The sequence below is a fragment of the Catenulispora sp. EB89 genome, from assembly GCF_041261445.1.
Lineage (GTDB): Bacteria > Actinomycetota > Actinomycetes > Streptomycetales > Catenulisporaceae > Catenulispora.
Genome location: NZ_JBGCCU010000002.1, coordinates 1 through 13,551 on the forward strand (window position 1 = coordinate 1; position 13,551 = coordinate 13,551).

Genomic DNA, 13,551 nt, shown 5'->3' on the forward strand with positions numbered 1-13,551 from the left:
GGAATCTTCTGATTCGTCAACTTCTCAGCGATCTTCCGGATCACCCACTTCGCCGGGATCCGCAACAACCGATGCGACCCCATCTCCGCCCTACGAGCCCCCACCACCTGATCGATGTCCGCATCGAAATCAAGCATCTCCACCAACTCGGGGATCCGCTCATTCGGATACGACATATCCGCATCCGTCCACACCACGATCTCACCCCGGGCCATCTTCGACCCGATCCGCCGCACCGTCCCGGCCCCACCGTTCCGGTTGAACGCCACCACCTTCACCGACGGATACTCGATCTCAGCCTTCCGCAACACCTCCAACGTCCCATCCGTGGAGGCATCATCGATCGCCAACACCTCATAGGGGTACTCCGTGGCATCCAACGCCGCGCAAATCCGCTGGATCTCCAGCAGAACATGCGCCTCCTCGTTGTAACACGGCAGAACCACACTGACATGGGGAGGAAGCTGCTCGGGCTCCAAGGATCCAGCCCCTTTCATCAGGCATGGTGCGGACTCGTCTCGAGTAGGGGAGATCAGTCTCCGCGAGGACTCTTAGAGTTTCGTGAAGCCCGTCAAACCGAAGTAAAGAACGCGTCAGGGCCTCCGAGACCGGATACCCGGTTTCGGAGGCCCTGATCACTTCGCGTCCTCAGCTGGTCAACGGCCTCTTCCGGCCAGCGCGTTTCCCGCCACGGAACGTATGTTCGTCGTCACTTCAGGCGATCACAGCTCGACGGTCGCGCCCTTGGCGGCCGAGTCCAGCGCGGCCTCGGCGACCCGCACCACCTGCAGGCCCTGGCGCATGCTGACCACGCGCTCGCGGCCGCCGTCGACGTCCAGGACCGCGTCCCGGAACGCCTCCAGCTCGGTGCGCAGGGGCTCGGGCTTCGGGATGGCGAAGCGCACCATGTCGCCCTCCGATACTCCTCGGAAGGCTTGCATCGCCTCCCAGGTGGGGATCGTCGGGGCCGAGGCGTTCGCGTAGAACGTCAGATCGGCGGCCAGCGTGTCGGCGACGAAGCAGCCCTTCTCGCCGGTGACGATGGTGACCCGCTCCTTCATCGGCGAGAGCCAGTTCACCAGGTGGTTGACCACGGTGCCGTCGGCCAGCCGGCCGGTCATCGCGATCAGGTCCTCGTGCTCGCGGCCCGAGCGGTACGCGGTGTGGGCCGAGATCGAGGTGTAGGGCTGCCGGGTCACCCAGGCCGTGGAGTCGATGTCGTGGGTGGCCAGGTCCTTCACCACGCCGACGTCGGCGATCCGGTTCGGGAACGGGCCCTGGCGCCGGGTCACGACCTGGAAGACCTCGCCGAGCTCGCCGTGCTCCAGCCGCTTGCGCAGGTTCTGCAGCGAGGGGTTGAAGCGCTCGATGTGGCCGACCGCGCCGACCAGGCCGGCCCGCTCGAAGGTCTCGGCGAGCTGGGTCGCGGAGTTCACGTCCGGCGCTAAAGGCTTCTCGATCAGGGTGTGCACGCCGGCCTCGGCCAGCGCCAGGCCGATCTCGGTGTGGAACACCGTGGGCACCGCGACCACCGCGAAGTCGATGCCCGCGGCGATCAGCTCCTCGACGTTCCCCAGCACCTGGCGGCCGTTGGCCACGCCGTGCGCGTCGCCGCCGGGGTCGGCGATCGCGACCAGTTCCACGCCGTCCAGCGAGCCCAGCACCCGGGCGTGGTGCCGGCCCATCATGCCCAGGCCGATCAGGCCCGCGCGCAGCTTCGTGCCATTCGTGCCGCTCACAGCGCGTTCACCCCGGCCACGATCCGCTCCAGCTCGTCCTGGGCCAGGGTCGGCATGACCGGCAGCGACAGCGCCTCGGCCGCCGCCTTCTCGGTCTCGACCAGCTCGCCGGCGACGCGCGAGGCGACGTCGGGGCGCTGGAAGGACGGCAGGCGGTGGATCGGGATCGGGTAGTACATCCCGGTGCCGATGCCGCGCTCCTTCAGCCGCTCGGCCAGACCGTCCCGGCCACCCTCGACCTCGTCCGTGACCCGGATCGTGTACTGGTGGTACACGTGCTCGGCCCCGGCAACGACCGGCGGAACGCCGACGCCCTGCAGGTGCGCGTCGAAGTACCGCGCGTTCTCCTGACGCTGCTTGGTCCAGGCCGCCAGCTTGGTCAGCTGCACCCGGCCGACCGCCGCGTGCACGCTGGACAGCCGGTTGTTCAGGCCGATGACCTCGTTCTTGTACCGCTCCTCCATGCCCTGGTTGCGCAGCAGGCGGACCTGGCGCGCGACCTCGGCGTCCGGGGTGACGACGATGCCGCCCTCGATGGAGTGGATGTTCTTGGTCGGGTACAGGCTGATGCACGCGGCGTCGCCGAAGGTGCTGATCGCCTTGCCGTCCAGCGTGGCCCCGACGGCCTGCGCCGAGTCCTCGATGACCTTCAGGCCGTGCTTGCGCGCGATCTCCATGATCGCGCCCATCGCGGCCGGGTGCCCGTACAGGTGCACCGGCATGATCGCCACGGTCCGGTCGGTGATCGCGGCCTCGATCGCGGCCGGGTCGATGTTGAACGAGTCCCGCTCGATGTCCACGAACACCGGCACCGCGCCGACGATCGCCACCGAGTTCGCGGTCGCCGCGAAGGAGAACGAGGGCATGATCACCTCGTCGCCCGGCTTGACGCCCAGCGCCAGCACCGCCAGGTGCAGCGCGGAGGTGCCGGAGTTCACGGCCACACAGTGCAGGCCGTCGACCAGCGCCGAGAACTCCTGCTCGAAGGCCTCGACCTCGGGGCCGGCGGCGACCTGGCCGGTCCGCATGACGCGCACCACGGCCTCGATCTCGTCCTCGCCGGTCACCGGCCGGGCCGGGGGAATGAACGGGAGCGTCATGCCTTCTCCTTCAGAACACCGTCGATCTCTACGTACTCAGAGCCGTCTTTGGGGCACACGAACAGACCGTCGCCGCGGTCCTCCAGCGGCTCGCCGGCCTTGCCGACCCAGCGCAGGCGCCTGGCCGGGACGCCGGCCACCAGCGCGAAGTCCGGGACGTCCTTGGACACCACGGAGCCCGCCGCGACCAAAGCCCAGCGGCCGATGGTGACCGGCGCGATGCACACCGAGCGCGCGCCGACCGAGGCGCCCTCGCGCAGCGTGACGCCGACCGGACTCCAGTCGTGGGCCGACTTGGGGGTGCCGTCGGCGTTCACCGCGCGCGGGTAGTGGTCGTTGGTCAGGACCACCGCCGGGCCGATGAAGACCCCGGGCTCCAGCACCGCCGGCTCGTAGACCAGCGCGTGGTTCTGGATCTTGCAGTTGTCGCCGACCGGCACGTTCGGGCCGATGTAGGCGCCGCGGCCGATCACGCAGTTACGGCCGACCCGCGCGCCCTCGCGCACCTGGGCCAGATGCCAGACGCTGGTGCCCTCGCCGAGCTCGGCGCGGTCGTCCACGTCGGCGCTGGGCAGGATCCGCACGCCTTCCCGGCTACCCTGCTTCTGTTCAGTCACTCTCGGTTCTCCGGCGATCGTACGTGCGAGCGGTCGGGTCGCGGCCCGCTGGACCGTGGGCACGGCGACCCACTATGGCTTTAGAGCGTCAGTGCTTGACCAGCCCGCGGATCTCCTCCGCGAGCTTGTCGTACGGCGAGGCCCCGGTGAGGTGCTCCGCAGCCCACTTGCGGGCGTTGTGGCGCGCCTGTTCCAGCTCGTCGTACTGCTCCGACCACCGCCGCAGCGTAGCCGACGCGGCGGCGGGGTCCGCCACCACCTCGCCCGCACCGGAGGCGGAGATCAGCTCGGCCATCCGCGGCAGCGGTGTCGCCACCACCGCCAGGCCGACGGCCAGGTACTCGTACAGCTTGCTCGGCACCGCCTCGCGGAAGGCCGGGGTGTCGTCCAGGAGCACGAGCCCCGCCCACGCGCCGTCGGCCAGCGCCCAGGCCTTCTGAGGGTCCAGACGCCCGTGAAACCTGATCCGGTTGCGCACCTGCTCGCTGGACGTCGCGTGCCAGGTGTCCAGCCAGGCCTGGTCGCCGGGCTGCACCGGGCCGACCACGTCGAGCTCCCAGGTGTAGGTGCCCTCCACCGCGGCCAGCATCGCCTGCAGGCCGCGCGAGCGCCGCACGTCGCCGATGTAGATGGCGCGCGGGGCGGAGTGGTCCGGCTCGCCGGCGGCCGGCAGGAAGGAGAAGTCCGGGAGGTTCTTCACCACCAGGCGGTTGCGGCCCTTCAGCGGCGGCACGTGGTCGTCGGCGACCACGGTGATGTTCGCGCGCTTGGTCCAGAACGTGCAGATCCGGACCGCGAAGGTGGCCGCGCTCTTCTTCCACGAGGCGCGGGCCCAGGCCCGGTCCTTGAGCAGCTTCAGGTAGTCCTCGTGGACGTCGGCCACGACCTTGCGGCCCTTGAACCAGCGGGCCAGCGTCGCGCCCGGGACCATGTCCGGGTCGACGGTCAGCAGGACCTTGCCGCGGGCCTTGAACGGCAGCGTCAGGTCCGCCTTGAGCCGCTTCTTCGCCGAGCGGGAGCCGAGGGTGCGCACCAGGCAGTCGGCCGGGCCGGCCTCGGGGAGCCCGAGACCGACCACTTCGACGCCCAGGCCGGCCCGGCGCAGCGCGGCGGCCAGGCGGTGCAGCCGCGCGTCCGCCACGTCGTGCCCGCCGGTGATGATCGACACGTCAATACTGCTGCTGTTACTGCTGCGGTCAGCGGCCATGCCTTGCTCAGACGTCCTCTCCGATGGCCTTCTGCAGCGCTTCCTTGGTCTTCTCGGCCTTGGCCGCGAGCGCCTGGTCCTCCTGGACCTCCTTGGCCTCGGCGGCGGCCTTCTTGGCGTCGGCCGCCTCGCGGTCCTTGCGCTGCTGCTCGATGTAGGCGTCGATGACCTCGTCGGGGTCGCCGCTCTGCACCAGGTTGCCGTGGTCCATCCAGATGCAGTGGTTGGACATGTGGCGGACCGTCTCCAGGCCGTGCGAGACCAGCACGATGGTGCGGGCGTTCTCGCACAGCTCCAGCATCTTCTCGGTGGCCTTCTCCTTGAACCGCGCGTCACCGGCGGACAGGGCCTCGTCCACGAGCAGGATGTCCGGGTCCATGTGCACGCCGACCGCGAAGGCCACGCGCGCGTACATGCCCGAGGAGTACGTCTTCATCGCCCGGTCGATCGCGCCCTCCGAGAGCGTGTCGAGGTCGGCGAAGTCGATGATCGCGTTTTCCTTCTCGCGGATCTGGTCCTTGGACCAGCCCTGCGCCAGCCCGCCCAGGACGATGTTCTCCCGGCCGGTGAGGTTCTGGTTGAAGCCGACGCCCAGGGCCAGCAGCGTCGACACCCGGCCGCGCACCTCGACGCGACCCTGCGTGGGGGGCAGGATCCCGGAGAGCGCGCGCAGCAGGGTGGACTTGCCGGCGCCGTTGTGGCCGATGACGCCCAGCACGGTGCCGTGCGGCACCTCGAAGGAGACGCCGTTGACCGCCTTGATGACCTTCTGCTCGACCTTCTGGCGCTTGGCCTTGCGGATCAGCGCGGCCTTCAGGGTCGGGTTCGCCTCGGCCTTGGTGCGGTAGTACAGGTGGAGATCCTCGACCTTGATGGCCAGGCGGGGCTCCAGCTGCTTGTCGACGAGCTTGGCCGCCGGCTGCTCGATCGGTGCCGGGGTGGCCTCGGCGGACTCGGCAGACTTGGCGGTGTCCACGGTCTCGACGGTTTCAGAGGCGGACAGCGAACTCACGCTCCCTCGACATGAAGTACCAGGCGCCGACGACCAGGGCGACGATCGCGAACACGGCGCCGACCAGGATCTCGGTCAGCTGCGGGTTATAGGAGGCGGCGGCGTAGAAGTGGCCGTTGATCGTCCCGCCCTTCCAGAACGGCCGCGGCCCGTCGCCGACCAGCGCGGTGTTCCAGGAGTTGATGATCGGCGAGAACGGGTCCCACTTGTAGACGGCCTCGATCGCGTGCGGCAGCTTCCCGGCCGCGACCTCCGACTTCACGTAGGACAGCGAGAACAGCACCGGGGTGATGTACATCCAGATGCGCAGCACGTAGGGCAGCAGCGTGGACATGTCGCGGAAGTACAGCGTCACGGCCGCGAACAGCAGCCCCAGCCCGAAGCTGAAGACCGTCTGGATGATGAAGATCGGGATGATCCACAGGATCCCGACCGCCACCGCATGATGCACGAAGATGTAGAAGCACGCGTAGACCAACAGCGTCGGGAAGTACGTCAGCATCGCCGTGAACGTCGTCGACAGCGGCAGCAGGATCTTCGGGAACGACATGTTGATGATCATCTTGCCGCCGCCGGTGATCGAGCTGGCGGCGAACTGGATGACGTTGCGCGTGTAGAAGAACGCGAACAGGCCCGTCAACAGCCCGACGAAGTGGTTCATCGCGCTGGTGCCGGCTCCGCTCTGCCCGCCCAGCACGCTGGTCAGCAGGAAGTACACCAGCGCCAGCAGCATCGGGTTCAGCACCAGCCAGAACTGGCCGAAGAAGCTGTCGAAGTGCTGGCCCTTCAGGGTCGAGGACGCCATGTGGGTGGCGAACTGACGCCGGGCCCAAACGTCCCGGAAGTACGGTCCCAACTTGGGCAGCGCGTATCGGTAGGGCTCGAAGACGTGAACCTGCTCGGTCGCGCGCGGAGGCTCGGGGGTCTTCGTCCGGGTCTCCTCCACGGATCCCGTCTCACTGGTGGCGGTCGCCACTCTCACACTCCACTTGCTTTAGGTTGCACCTGTTTGGGGGGTCAGGGTTGTGCTGTAGATCGGTCACACTATCGGGCAACGCTTTGCGGTCCGCCGAATGTCCCCGTGGTTACACCCTAAGCGTTCGGCTCATCCGTCTCACCGAACGCCCGGACCCCCGTCCGCGGTTCCGGTTCCCGCCCGAGCAGTCGCGCGTAGACCCCGCCCAACACCTCGGCCTGGCCCTCCCAGGAGTTGGCCGCCAGCAGGTCGTCAGTGTAGCGGGACGCGTAGGCGGGCCGGTCGGCGAGAACCTTGGCGACCGCCTGAGCGTACTCGTGGGCGTCCTCGGCGGTGAAGACCTCGCCGTTGCCCAGCTCCCGGGTGAAGTCGGCCATGGCCTGCACGTCGGAGACCACGATCGGCAGCTTGGCGTGCATGTACTCGTAGTACTTCGTGATCAGCGCCACCTCGTGGTTCGGGGTGTGCAGGATCGGGATCACGCCGATGTCCGCGGAGGCCAGGTACTGCGGGACCAGGTGCGGCGCGACGTAGCCGACCATGTGCAGCCGGTCGGCTACGCCGAGTTCCTCGGCCTGCTTCTGCAGTGCCCGGGTGAACTCGGTGTCGGCGCCGCGGACCACGGCCACGTGCACGTCCGGCAGCTCCGGCAGGCCGGCCACCATGGTCGCGATGCCGCGCATCGGCGAGACCGCGCCGGAGTAGACGAGCAGCGGGACGTCGTCGGCCAGACCGCAGGCCTTGCGCAGGCTCGGCGCCTCAGCGGAGTCCGTATCGCCCGATTCGCCATGTTCGTCACCGGGGACGTGCAGCATCGGCGCGTTGGCCACGACGCCGGGCGTCTCGGTGAGGTGGTAGCGCTCCTGCAGCCACTGCGCGAGCAGCGGGGAGACCGTGATCACCGCGTCGGCCTTGCGGACGTACTCGCCCTCCAGGCCGACGTAGGCCAGCCGGCGCTGCTCGGGCATCGAGACGCCGGCCACGAACTCGTGGGCGTCGTAGAGCACCTTCGGCCGCGTGCCCTTGCGCCCCAGCTTGTCGGCGACGCGCACCGCGATGCCGGGGGTGTGCATGTCGTGGGCGTGGATCAGGTCCGGCTCGAACTCCTCGATCAGCGCCGACCAGCTCGACTCCAGCCACAGCAGGTGCCGGGCCGTGCGCCGCCAGTCGCCGTCGCGGAAGTAGACCTTCCAGAGCATCTCCTTGGCGCGGTGCTTCATGCTGCCGTCGCCGGTGCCGGGCTCCTTGATGCGCTGCACGATGCGGCGCCGCGCCTTGTAGTCCAGCGACGACGCGAACGACAGCGCCCGGAACGGCATCAGCCGCAGGCTCGGCGCGCCGTCGTCCTTCAGCGGCCACTGCGCGATCTGCCACTTGTTGTGCAGTCCGGTGCGCACGACCTGCGCCGCGCCGATGTAGGCCGGATCCGATGGACGCCCCTTGCGGTTCGGCTCGTAGCCGAGCAGGAGGACGTCGTAGCCGGCCTCCGCGGCGCTGTATGCGGCTTTCTGCACCCGCGAGTCCAGACGGACGTCGTTGGCGACGAGCATCGCCAGGCGTGGGCGCCGAGCACTGGGGCGGCGGTCGTTTGTCACATGGGAATGCTAGTGGGGCGGCGCCCCGGGGCGGGAAAGCCGCCACCATGCCGGACGGGTGACCCCGGCTACCCGCGGCTCACGGGCGTCTCCCGGGGCACGTAGACGTCGATCCAGGACCCGGCTGTGAATCGTGCCGCAAGTCGGTAACGGCTCATGATCGCCCGGTACGCGGCCGCCTCGCCCGGGTGGTGCGCGGGATCGGCGAGGAAGCGGCCGGCGGCGTGCTCGGTGAGGATGAGCGCCCGGGCCCGGACCCCCGGCCGGTCGGTCGCGAAGGTGAGCGGCACGAGGTGGTAGCGCGCGGGGTCCAGCCAGGGGCCGTAGCTCTCCACGGCGACCGGCGCGTGCCCGGGGACGTGCGCGGCGACCCACGCCGCGGCCTGGACCCGCGAGTGCTCGTCGAGGCGGGGGTAGAGGCGGACGGCGGAGGCGAGCGGGAGGAACGCCGCCGCCACGGCCACGGCCCCGGCTGCGGCGCCGGCCGCGGCGCCGACGACCCGCCGTCGCGTCCACGGGGCGGCAGCCGGGACGACAGCCGGGACGACAGCCGAGACGACGGCCGGCACGGCCACGCCGGCGAGGACGGCGAGCGCCGGGGTCAGCGGGACGAGATTGCGGTCGAAGCGGACGGTCATCACCGCCAGGAGAAGGAACTGCGGAATCACATAAGCGAAGACGATGATCAATGTCCTGCGAATGAGCTCGGTCGCGCGGAACAGCGCGACGAGTGCCACCGCCACGGCGGCCAATGGCAATGGCTGATCGCGGAAGAGGGCGCCGAGGTAGTAGCCGGGTGCGCCGCCCTGCGCACCGACGTGGCCATCTTGATAATGGACGGCTTCCGATCGCACGCCGTCCAGAACGGAGAGGGGGTCCGTGAGGATCCCCGGCGTGGTCAGCGCGAACACCGCTGCCGCGACGGCGGCGGCTTGCGCGATTCGGATCACCGGCTTGTCGCGCCGGGGACTCAACACATAGGCGACAACTACCGGAAGAGCTGCGACGGCCGCGTATTTGGCGCCTAATGCGATCCCCACGCCGAGACCGCAGAGAAGGTCTCCATAGCGCGCGTCACGGAGAACCCGAGTAGCGCCGTACAAGGTAAGCGCTACGGCGAGCCCGACATATACGTCCGGCGTCGCGTAAACACTGTTGGCTGCCGCTAAGGGGGAAACCGCTACGGTCGCCGCAGCGACGGCGGCAGCGATACGTCCCCATCGCTCCGGCAGCTCTGCCGCCTTCAGTACTTCCCGTACGGCGGCCCACACCAGTAAGCAGGTGGCTACCGCGGCGAAGACTCCGACGAACCGGACCGCCACGATGAACGCGCGGGCGTCCGTGTGGGCCACGCCGAGGTTCTCGATGCGCATCGCGCCGTGTGCCGGTACGTGGATCCCTACCGCGCGGAAGGCGGTCGTCACTCCGGCGATCACCTCATAGAGGAGTCCCGGGTAACGGTAGGTGTGCGCGTTCAGCATCCCGTCCGACGCCATGCGCAGCCCGACGGAGATGTTCAACGGCTCGTCCGAGTTCCCGTCTCCCGGCAGCGCGGCCATCACCAACGGCACCCGCAGCGCCAGGGCGAGCACGGCCACCGCCGCCGCCAGGGGGTCGATCCTCCGCAACGCCATTCGCATGTCGGGTCAACGATCGACCGGGGTGGTCGGAAACGCACTGACGGTCACATATGGGTTCACAACGCACAAGAGGTGCGCTCCACATATAAGAGGTGCACCCCGCTGAGAGTTTCAGAGGGGCACACCTCCTACAGCCGGGTGCCGGGCCGGCCACACACTCAGTTGTGCAACGGACTCCGGCGGTCCTCGAGGTCGTCGAGCCCACCCAGGAGCTCGTACCCGTAGGGGCCCTCGACCCAGTCCACACTCCAGTCCTCCAGCATCGGCGAGGTGGTCAGGGCGCGCCGCACCAACGCGGTCGCGGTGTCACGGACCGAGTACGGAACGTCCGGATCGGACGCGAGGTACAGTCCGGCCACGAGGCGGGCCGGGAAGACGCCGGCTTCGTCGACTACTACGTGAGCGTGCTCCAGGGCGCGGGGAGAGTCGCCGGAGACCGCCTGCAGGGCGTAGCGGAGAGTTGCCGCTGCCAGACCGCGGTCTCCCGCGAAGCCGGCGCGCTGCACCGCAACCATGATCAGATCCATGATCTTCCTTTCTCCTTTTCAGCTTCCGCCGAGCTCCCAGCAGCCCCCACAGTCCGTCGTGACGACCCCGGCGGCCGTGGCGGCCGCGCTGGTGACGGAAGCGGTGGGGGCGGCGGTCTGCCGGGCGAGAGCAGGGACGGCCGGTACCGCGACAAGGGCGACCGCAGCCGCGGCGCCCATGAGGGCATGCTTGAATCGAGACACGGCGAATCCATTCTTCGGGGCGGGTTTTCAGGGCCCGAACAGATGCGTGGGGCGGGCCGTTGCGCCTGGATCTGGCGCCGGTCTGAGTCTCGCCCGGGGCGGGTGTCGCGGGGAATGGAGCAGGCCCGTCCGCCTTAGGACAGGCCGGTCCCGGCCAGAGTCCGGCCACAGCCCGCCCGAAGCGCGGCCACAGCCTGTATCCGGAATGGTGCGGTATCCCCCTTGATCGCCAAGGGTCCTGCTGCGAGCATGGGTCCGGCACGGGAGACCGGATATTCCAAAGGGGGTGTGCCGTGCTTGGTTCGCTGGGGCTCGATCCGCTTGCACAAGCGGTCTACAGCGCGATGCTCGCCGACCCTTCAGTAGGTGTCCGCGAGCTGAAGGAGCGTCTGGGCCAGGAGGAGGACCGGATCCGGGACACCCTGGACCGGCTCGTCGAGCTGGCCCTGCTCCGCCCTTCCCGCGATCAGCCCGGCGAGTTGTACCCGGTTTCGCTGGTGGCCGGGATGCAGCGGCTGGTACAGCGGCAGGAGGAGGAGCTGGCCGCCGGGCGCGACGCCGTGGCGGCGGGCCGGGCCGCGGTGGCGGACCGCCAGCCGGCCCAACAGCTGCTCGGGCTGGACGCGGTGCAGTCCGAACTGGAGCAGCTACTGGCCGGAGCCACCGTCGAGGTGCTCTCGATGGTCCCGGGCAGCGCGGTGCGAGCGGCGACCCTCAAAGCGGCAGAGTCGCTGGACGAGGACATGACCCGCCGCGTCCGCTCCCGCATCCTCTACCACTCCACGGTCCGCCAGGACCCTGCCACCATCGCCTACGGCCGCTGGATGGCCGAGCGGGGCAGCGAGGTCCGGCTCTCCCCCTCCGTGACCCGCCGCCTGCTCATCGTGGACGGCAAGACCGCCGTCGTCCCGCTCAAACCGAACGAAACCAGCGTCGGCGCCCTCTGCGTCCGCGAACCCGGGCTGATAGACCAACTCACCGCCCTGTTCGAACTGATCTGGACCGACGCCGTCCCGCTGGGCATGCCCGCCAAGTCCGATTCCCCGGCCGGCCTGACCCCCACCGACAACCACCTCCTGCGCCTGCTCGCCGACGGCCTGACCGACGAAGCCGCAGCGAAGCGCCTGGGCATCTCGGCACGCACGGTGCGCCGCATCATGGCCGATCTGATGGTCCGCCTCGGCGCCGAGAGCCGCTTTGAGGCCGGGGTCGAGGCGGCGCGGCGCGGCTGGCTCTGAAAAATCGGCGCTGCTGACCTGTGTGTGGGTGCTGGTGGCTGGGTGTGGGTGGCTGGTGGGTTTATAAGAGCCTTTTTACGGCTTCGCCCAAGGTTTGGTGACCTCGCTGGGTGGCGGCCCACGACACGCGACCGCCGCCCGCCCGCCTGACGCGTGCGCAGTGACTCGGACCCTCGCGCGGTCGTGAACGCCCCAACCAGAAGCGCCAAAAAATCCGGTCACCAGATTGCGGCTTCCGTAACCGCCCGGATACAGCTCATGAGCGGACGTGAGACGTCCGCCGCACTCACATAGAGTTGGCGCGACGCTGCGTCGCTTCGGCGGCGCGTGGCGGGATTCGACGGGATTCGACCAGACGGAGTCATCATGCACGTAGTCGTCGCCGGCCAGGGGTACGTCGGCCTGCCGCTCGCGGTCCGCGCGGCCGAGGTGGGGCACCGGGTCGTGGGCTACGACGTGGATCCGCACCGGGTGAAGCAGCTGGCGGCCGGCGAGTCGTACGTCGAGGACGTCGCCTCCGAGCGGATCCGCGCCGTGCTGGACTCCGGTGCCTACTCCGTCACCTCCGACGCCGCCGCGCTGGCCGGCTTCGACCTGGCCGTGATCACGGTGCCGACGCCGCTGCGCGACGGCGTGCCGGACCTGAGCTACATCGAGTCCTGCTCCCGCACGCTCGGCGCGCATCTGCGTCCCGGGGCGACCGTGGTGCTGGAGTCCACGACCTACCCGGGCACCACCGAGGAGCTGATGGTGCCGATCCTGGAGGAGCTCTCCGGGCTGGCCGCGGGCCGCGACTTCCACGCCGGCTTCAGCCCCGAGCGCATCGACCCGGGGAACCAGAACTGGCCGTTCGAGAAGACCCCGAAGGTGGTCTCCGGCGTCGACGCGGACTCGCTGGCGGTGATCAAGGGCTTCTACGACGACCTCGTCGAGACCACGGTCCCGGTCTCCGGGCCGAAGGAGGCCGAGCTCGCCAAGCTCATCGAGAACACCTTCCGGCACGTCAACATCGCGCTGGTGAACGAGATAGCGATGTTCGCCAAGGCGCTGGACGTGGACGTCTGGGAGGCGATCGGCGCCGCGGCGTCCAAGCCCTTCGGCTTCATGAAGTTCACCCCCGGCCCCGGCGTCGGCGGGCACTGCCTGCCGATCGACCCGTCGTTCCTGTCCTGGAAGGTGGAGCGCACGGTCGGCGTCCCGTTCCGCTTCGTGGAGCTGGCGAACGACGTGAACAACCACATGCCGGACTACGTCGTGCGGCGCCTGATGGAGGGCCTGAACGCCCGCCGGCAGACGGTCAACGGCTCGCGCGTGCTGTTGCTGGGCCTGGCGTACAAGCCGAACACCTCCGATGCCCGCGAGTCGCCCTCGACCCGGGTCGCCGAGCTGCTGCTGAACCTGGGCGCGCAGGTGCGCGGGGCGGACCCGCACGTGGTCGACGACATCCACGCCGACGCCCGGCTGGTGCGCGTCGAGGCCGGCGCCGAGGAGATCGCCGCGGCCGACGCGGTGGTCCTTCTGGCCGACCACGCAGAGTTCGATTACGACCTCGTAGCGAAGCACGCGAAATATGTCCTCGACTGCCGGAACCGGATGGCCGGCCCGAACGTCGAAGTGTTGTAGGACGCGCGACCGCGCCGGCGTTGTGGGGCGCCGAACCGGTCGCCGTGACACGGGTCGAGGCCCGGCTTCCCCA

Annotated in this window: 13 protein-coding genes; 2 read left to right on the plus strand and 11 right to left on the minus strand. The window is 69.4% G+C overall.

Annotated features, from left to right (window positions below):
* The 11 genes from ABH920_RS03605 to ABH920_RS03655 all read right to left on the minus strand — a co-directional run.
* Positions 1 to 497: glycosyltransferase family 2 protein (locus ABH920_RS03605; protein ID WP_370346752.1), on the minus strand; the 497-nt coding region annotated here is incomplete at its 3' end.
* A gap of 225 nt (positions 498 to 722) precedes the next feature.
* Positions 723 to 1,739: a Gfo/Idh/MocA family oxidoreductase gene (locus tag ABH920_RS03610; RefSeq protein ID WP_370346754.1), complete on the minus strand. Its 1,017-nt coding sequence runs from the start codon at positions 1,737 to 1,739 to the stop codon at positions 723 to 725.
* Entirely contained in the window at positions 1,736 to 2,839 is a 1,104-nt protein-coding gene (locus ABH920_RS03615; protein WP_370346756.1) for a DegT/DnrJ/EryC1/StrS family aminotransferase, read from the minus strand. The genes ABH920_RS03610 and ABH920_RS03615 overlap by 4 nt, the downstream gene beginning before the upstream one ends.
* A complete protein-coding gene (locus ABH920_RS03620) occupies positions 2,836 to 3,456 on the minus strand; it encodes an acyltransferase (RefSeq protein WP_370346758.1) in 621 nt (206 codons plus the stop codon). The genes ABH920_RS03615 and ABH920_RS03620 overlap by 4 nt, the downstream gene beginning before the upstream one ends.
* A gap of 88 nt (positions 3,457 to 3,544) precedes the next feature.
* Positions 3,545 to 4,663, minus strand: a complete 1,119-nt coding sequence (locus ABH920_RS03625; RefSeq protein WP_370346760.1) for a glycosyltransferase — start codon at positions 4,661 to 4,663, stop codon at positions 3,545 to 3,547.
* A gap of 7 nt (positions 4,664 to 4,670) precedes the next feature.
* On the minus strand, positions 4,671 to 5,675 hold the full coding sequence (locus tag ABH920_RS03630) for an ABC transporter ATP-binding protein (RefSeq protein WP_370346762.1): 1,005 nt from the start codon (positions 5,673 to 5,675) through the stop codon (positions 4,671 to 4,673).
* Positions 5,653 to 6,651 carry an ABC transporter permease gene (locus ABH920_RS03635; protein ID WP_370346764.1) on the minus strand — a complete coding sequence of 333 codons (999 nt, stop codon included), beginning with the start codon at positions 6,649 to 6,651 and terminating at the stop codon, positions 5,653 to 5,655. Before ABH920_RS03635 ends, ABH920_RS03630 begins: the two co-directional genes overlap by 23 nt.
* A 116-nt stretch (positions 6,652 to 6,767) precedes the next feature.
* Positions 6,768 to 8,246 carry a glycosyltransferase family 4 protein gene (locus ABH920_RS03640; protein WP_370346766.1) on the minus strand — a complete coding sequence of 493 codons (1,479 nt, stop codon included), beginning with the start codon at positions 8,244 to 8,246 and terminating at the stop codon, positions 6,768 to 6,770.
* Positions 8,247 to 8,314: 68 nt separating this feature from the next.
* Positions 8,315 to 9,880 carry a glycosyltransferase family 39 protein gene (locus tag ABH920_RS03645; protein WP_370346768.1) on the minus strand — a complete coding sequence of 522 codons (1,566 nt, stop codon included), beginning with the start codon at positions 9,878 to 9,880 and terminating at the stop codon, positions 8,315 to 8,317.
* Positions 9,881 to 10,044: 164 nt separating this feature from the next.
* The gene (locus tag ABH920_RS03650; protein WP_370346770.1) at positions 10,045 to 10,413 is read right to left on the minus strand and encodes a hypothetical protein; all 369 of its coding nucleotides are present in this window, start codon (positions 10,411 to 10,413) and stop codon (positions 10,045 to 10,047) included.
* Positions 10,414 to 10,431: 18 nt separating this feature from the next.
* A complete protein-coding gene (locus ABH920_RS03655; protein WP_370346772.1) occupies positions 10,432 to 10,593 on the minus strand; it encodes a hypothetical protein in 162 nt (53 codons plus the stop codon).
* Between the two features lie 317 nt (positions 10,594 to 10,910).
* On the opposite strand from ABH920_RS03655, the gene ABH920_RS03660 reads away from it, so the two are divergent.
* On the plus strand, positions 10,911 to 11,855 hold the full coding sequence (locus ABH920_RS03660) for a LuxR C-terminal-related transcriptional regulator (RefSeq protein WP_370346774.1): 945 nt from the start codon (positions 10,911 to 10,913) through the stop codon (positions 11,853 to 11,855).
* A gap of 366 nt (positions 11,856 to 12,221) precedes the next feature.
* Positions 12,222 to 13,478: a nucleotide sugar dehydrogenase gene (locus ABH920_RS03665; RefSeq protein WP_370346776.1), complete on the plus strand. Its 1,257-nt coding sequence runs from the start codon at positions 12,222 to 12,224 to the stop codon at positions 13,476 to 13,478.
* Positions 13,479 to 13,551: the final 73 nt, after the last annotated feature.

Coding starts and splice junctions, on each gene's coding strand:
- ABH920_RS03615 (WP_370346756.1), bottom strand. CDS start 2,839: ATGACGCTCCCGTTCATTCCCCCGGCCCGGCCGGTGACCGGCGAGGAC.
- ABH920_RS03625 (WP_370346760.1), bottom strand. CDS start 4,663: ATGGCCGCTGACCGCAGCAGTAACAGCAGCAGTATTGACGTGTCGATC.
- ABH920_RS03645 (WP_370346768.1), bottom strand. CDS start 9,880: ATGGCGTTGCGGAGGATCGACCCCCTGGCGGCGGCGGTGGCCGTGCTC.
- ABH920_RS03650 (WP_370346770.1), bottom strand. CDS start 10,413: ATGGATCTGATCATGGTTGCGGTGCAGCGCGCCGGCTTCGCGGGAGAC.
- ABH920_RS03655 (WP_370346772.1), bottom strand. CDS start 10,593: ATGGGCGCCGCGGCTGCGGTCGCCCTTGTCGCGGTACCGGCCGTCCCT.
- ABH920_RS03665 (WP_370346776.1), top strand. CDS start 12,222: ATGCACGTAGTCGTCGCCGGCCAGGGGTACGTCGGCCTGCCGCTCGCG.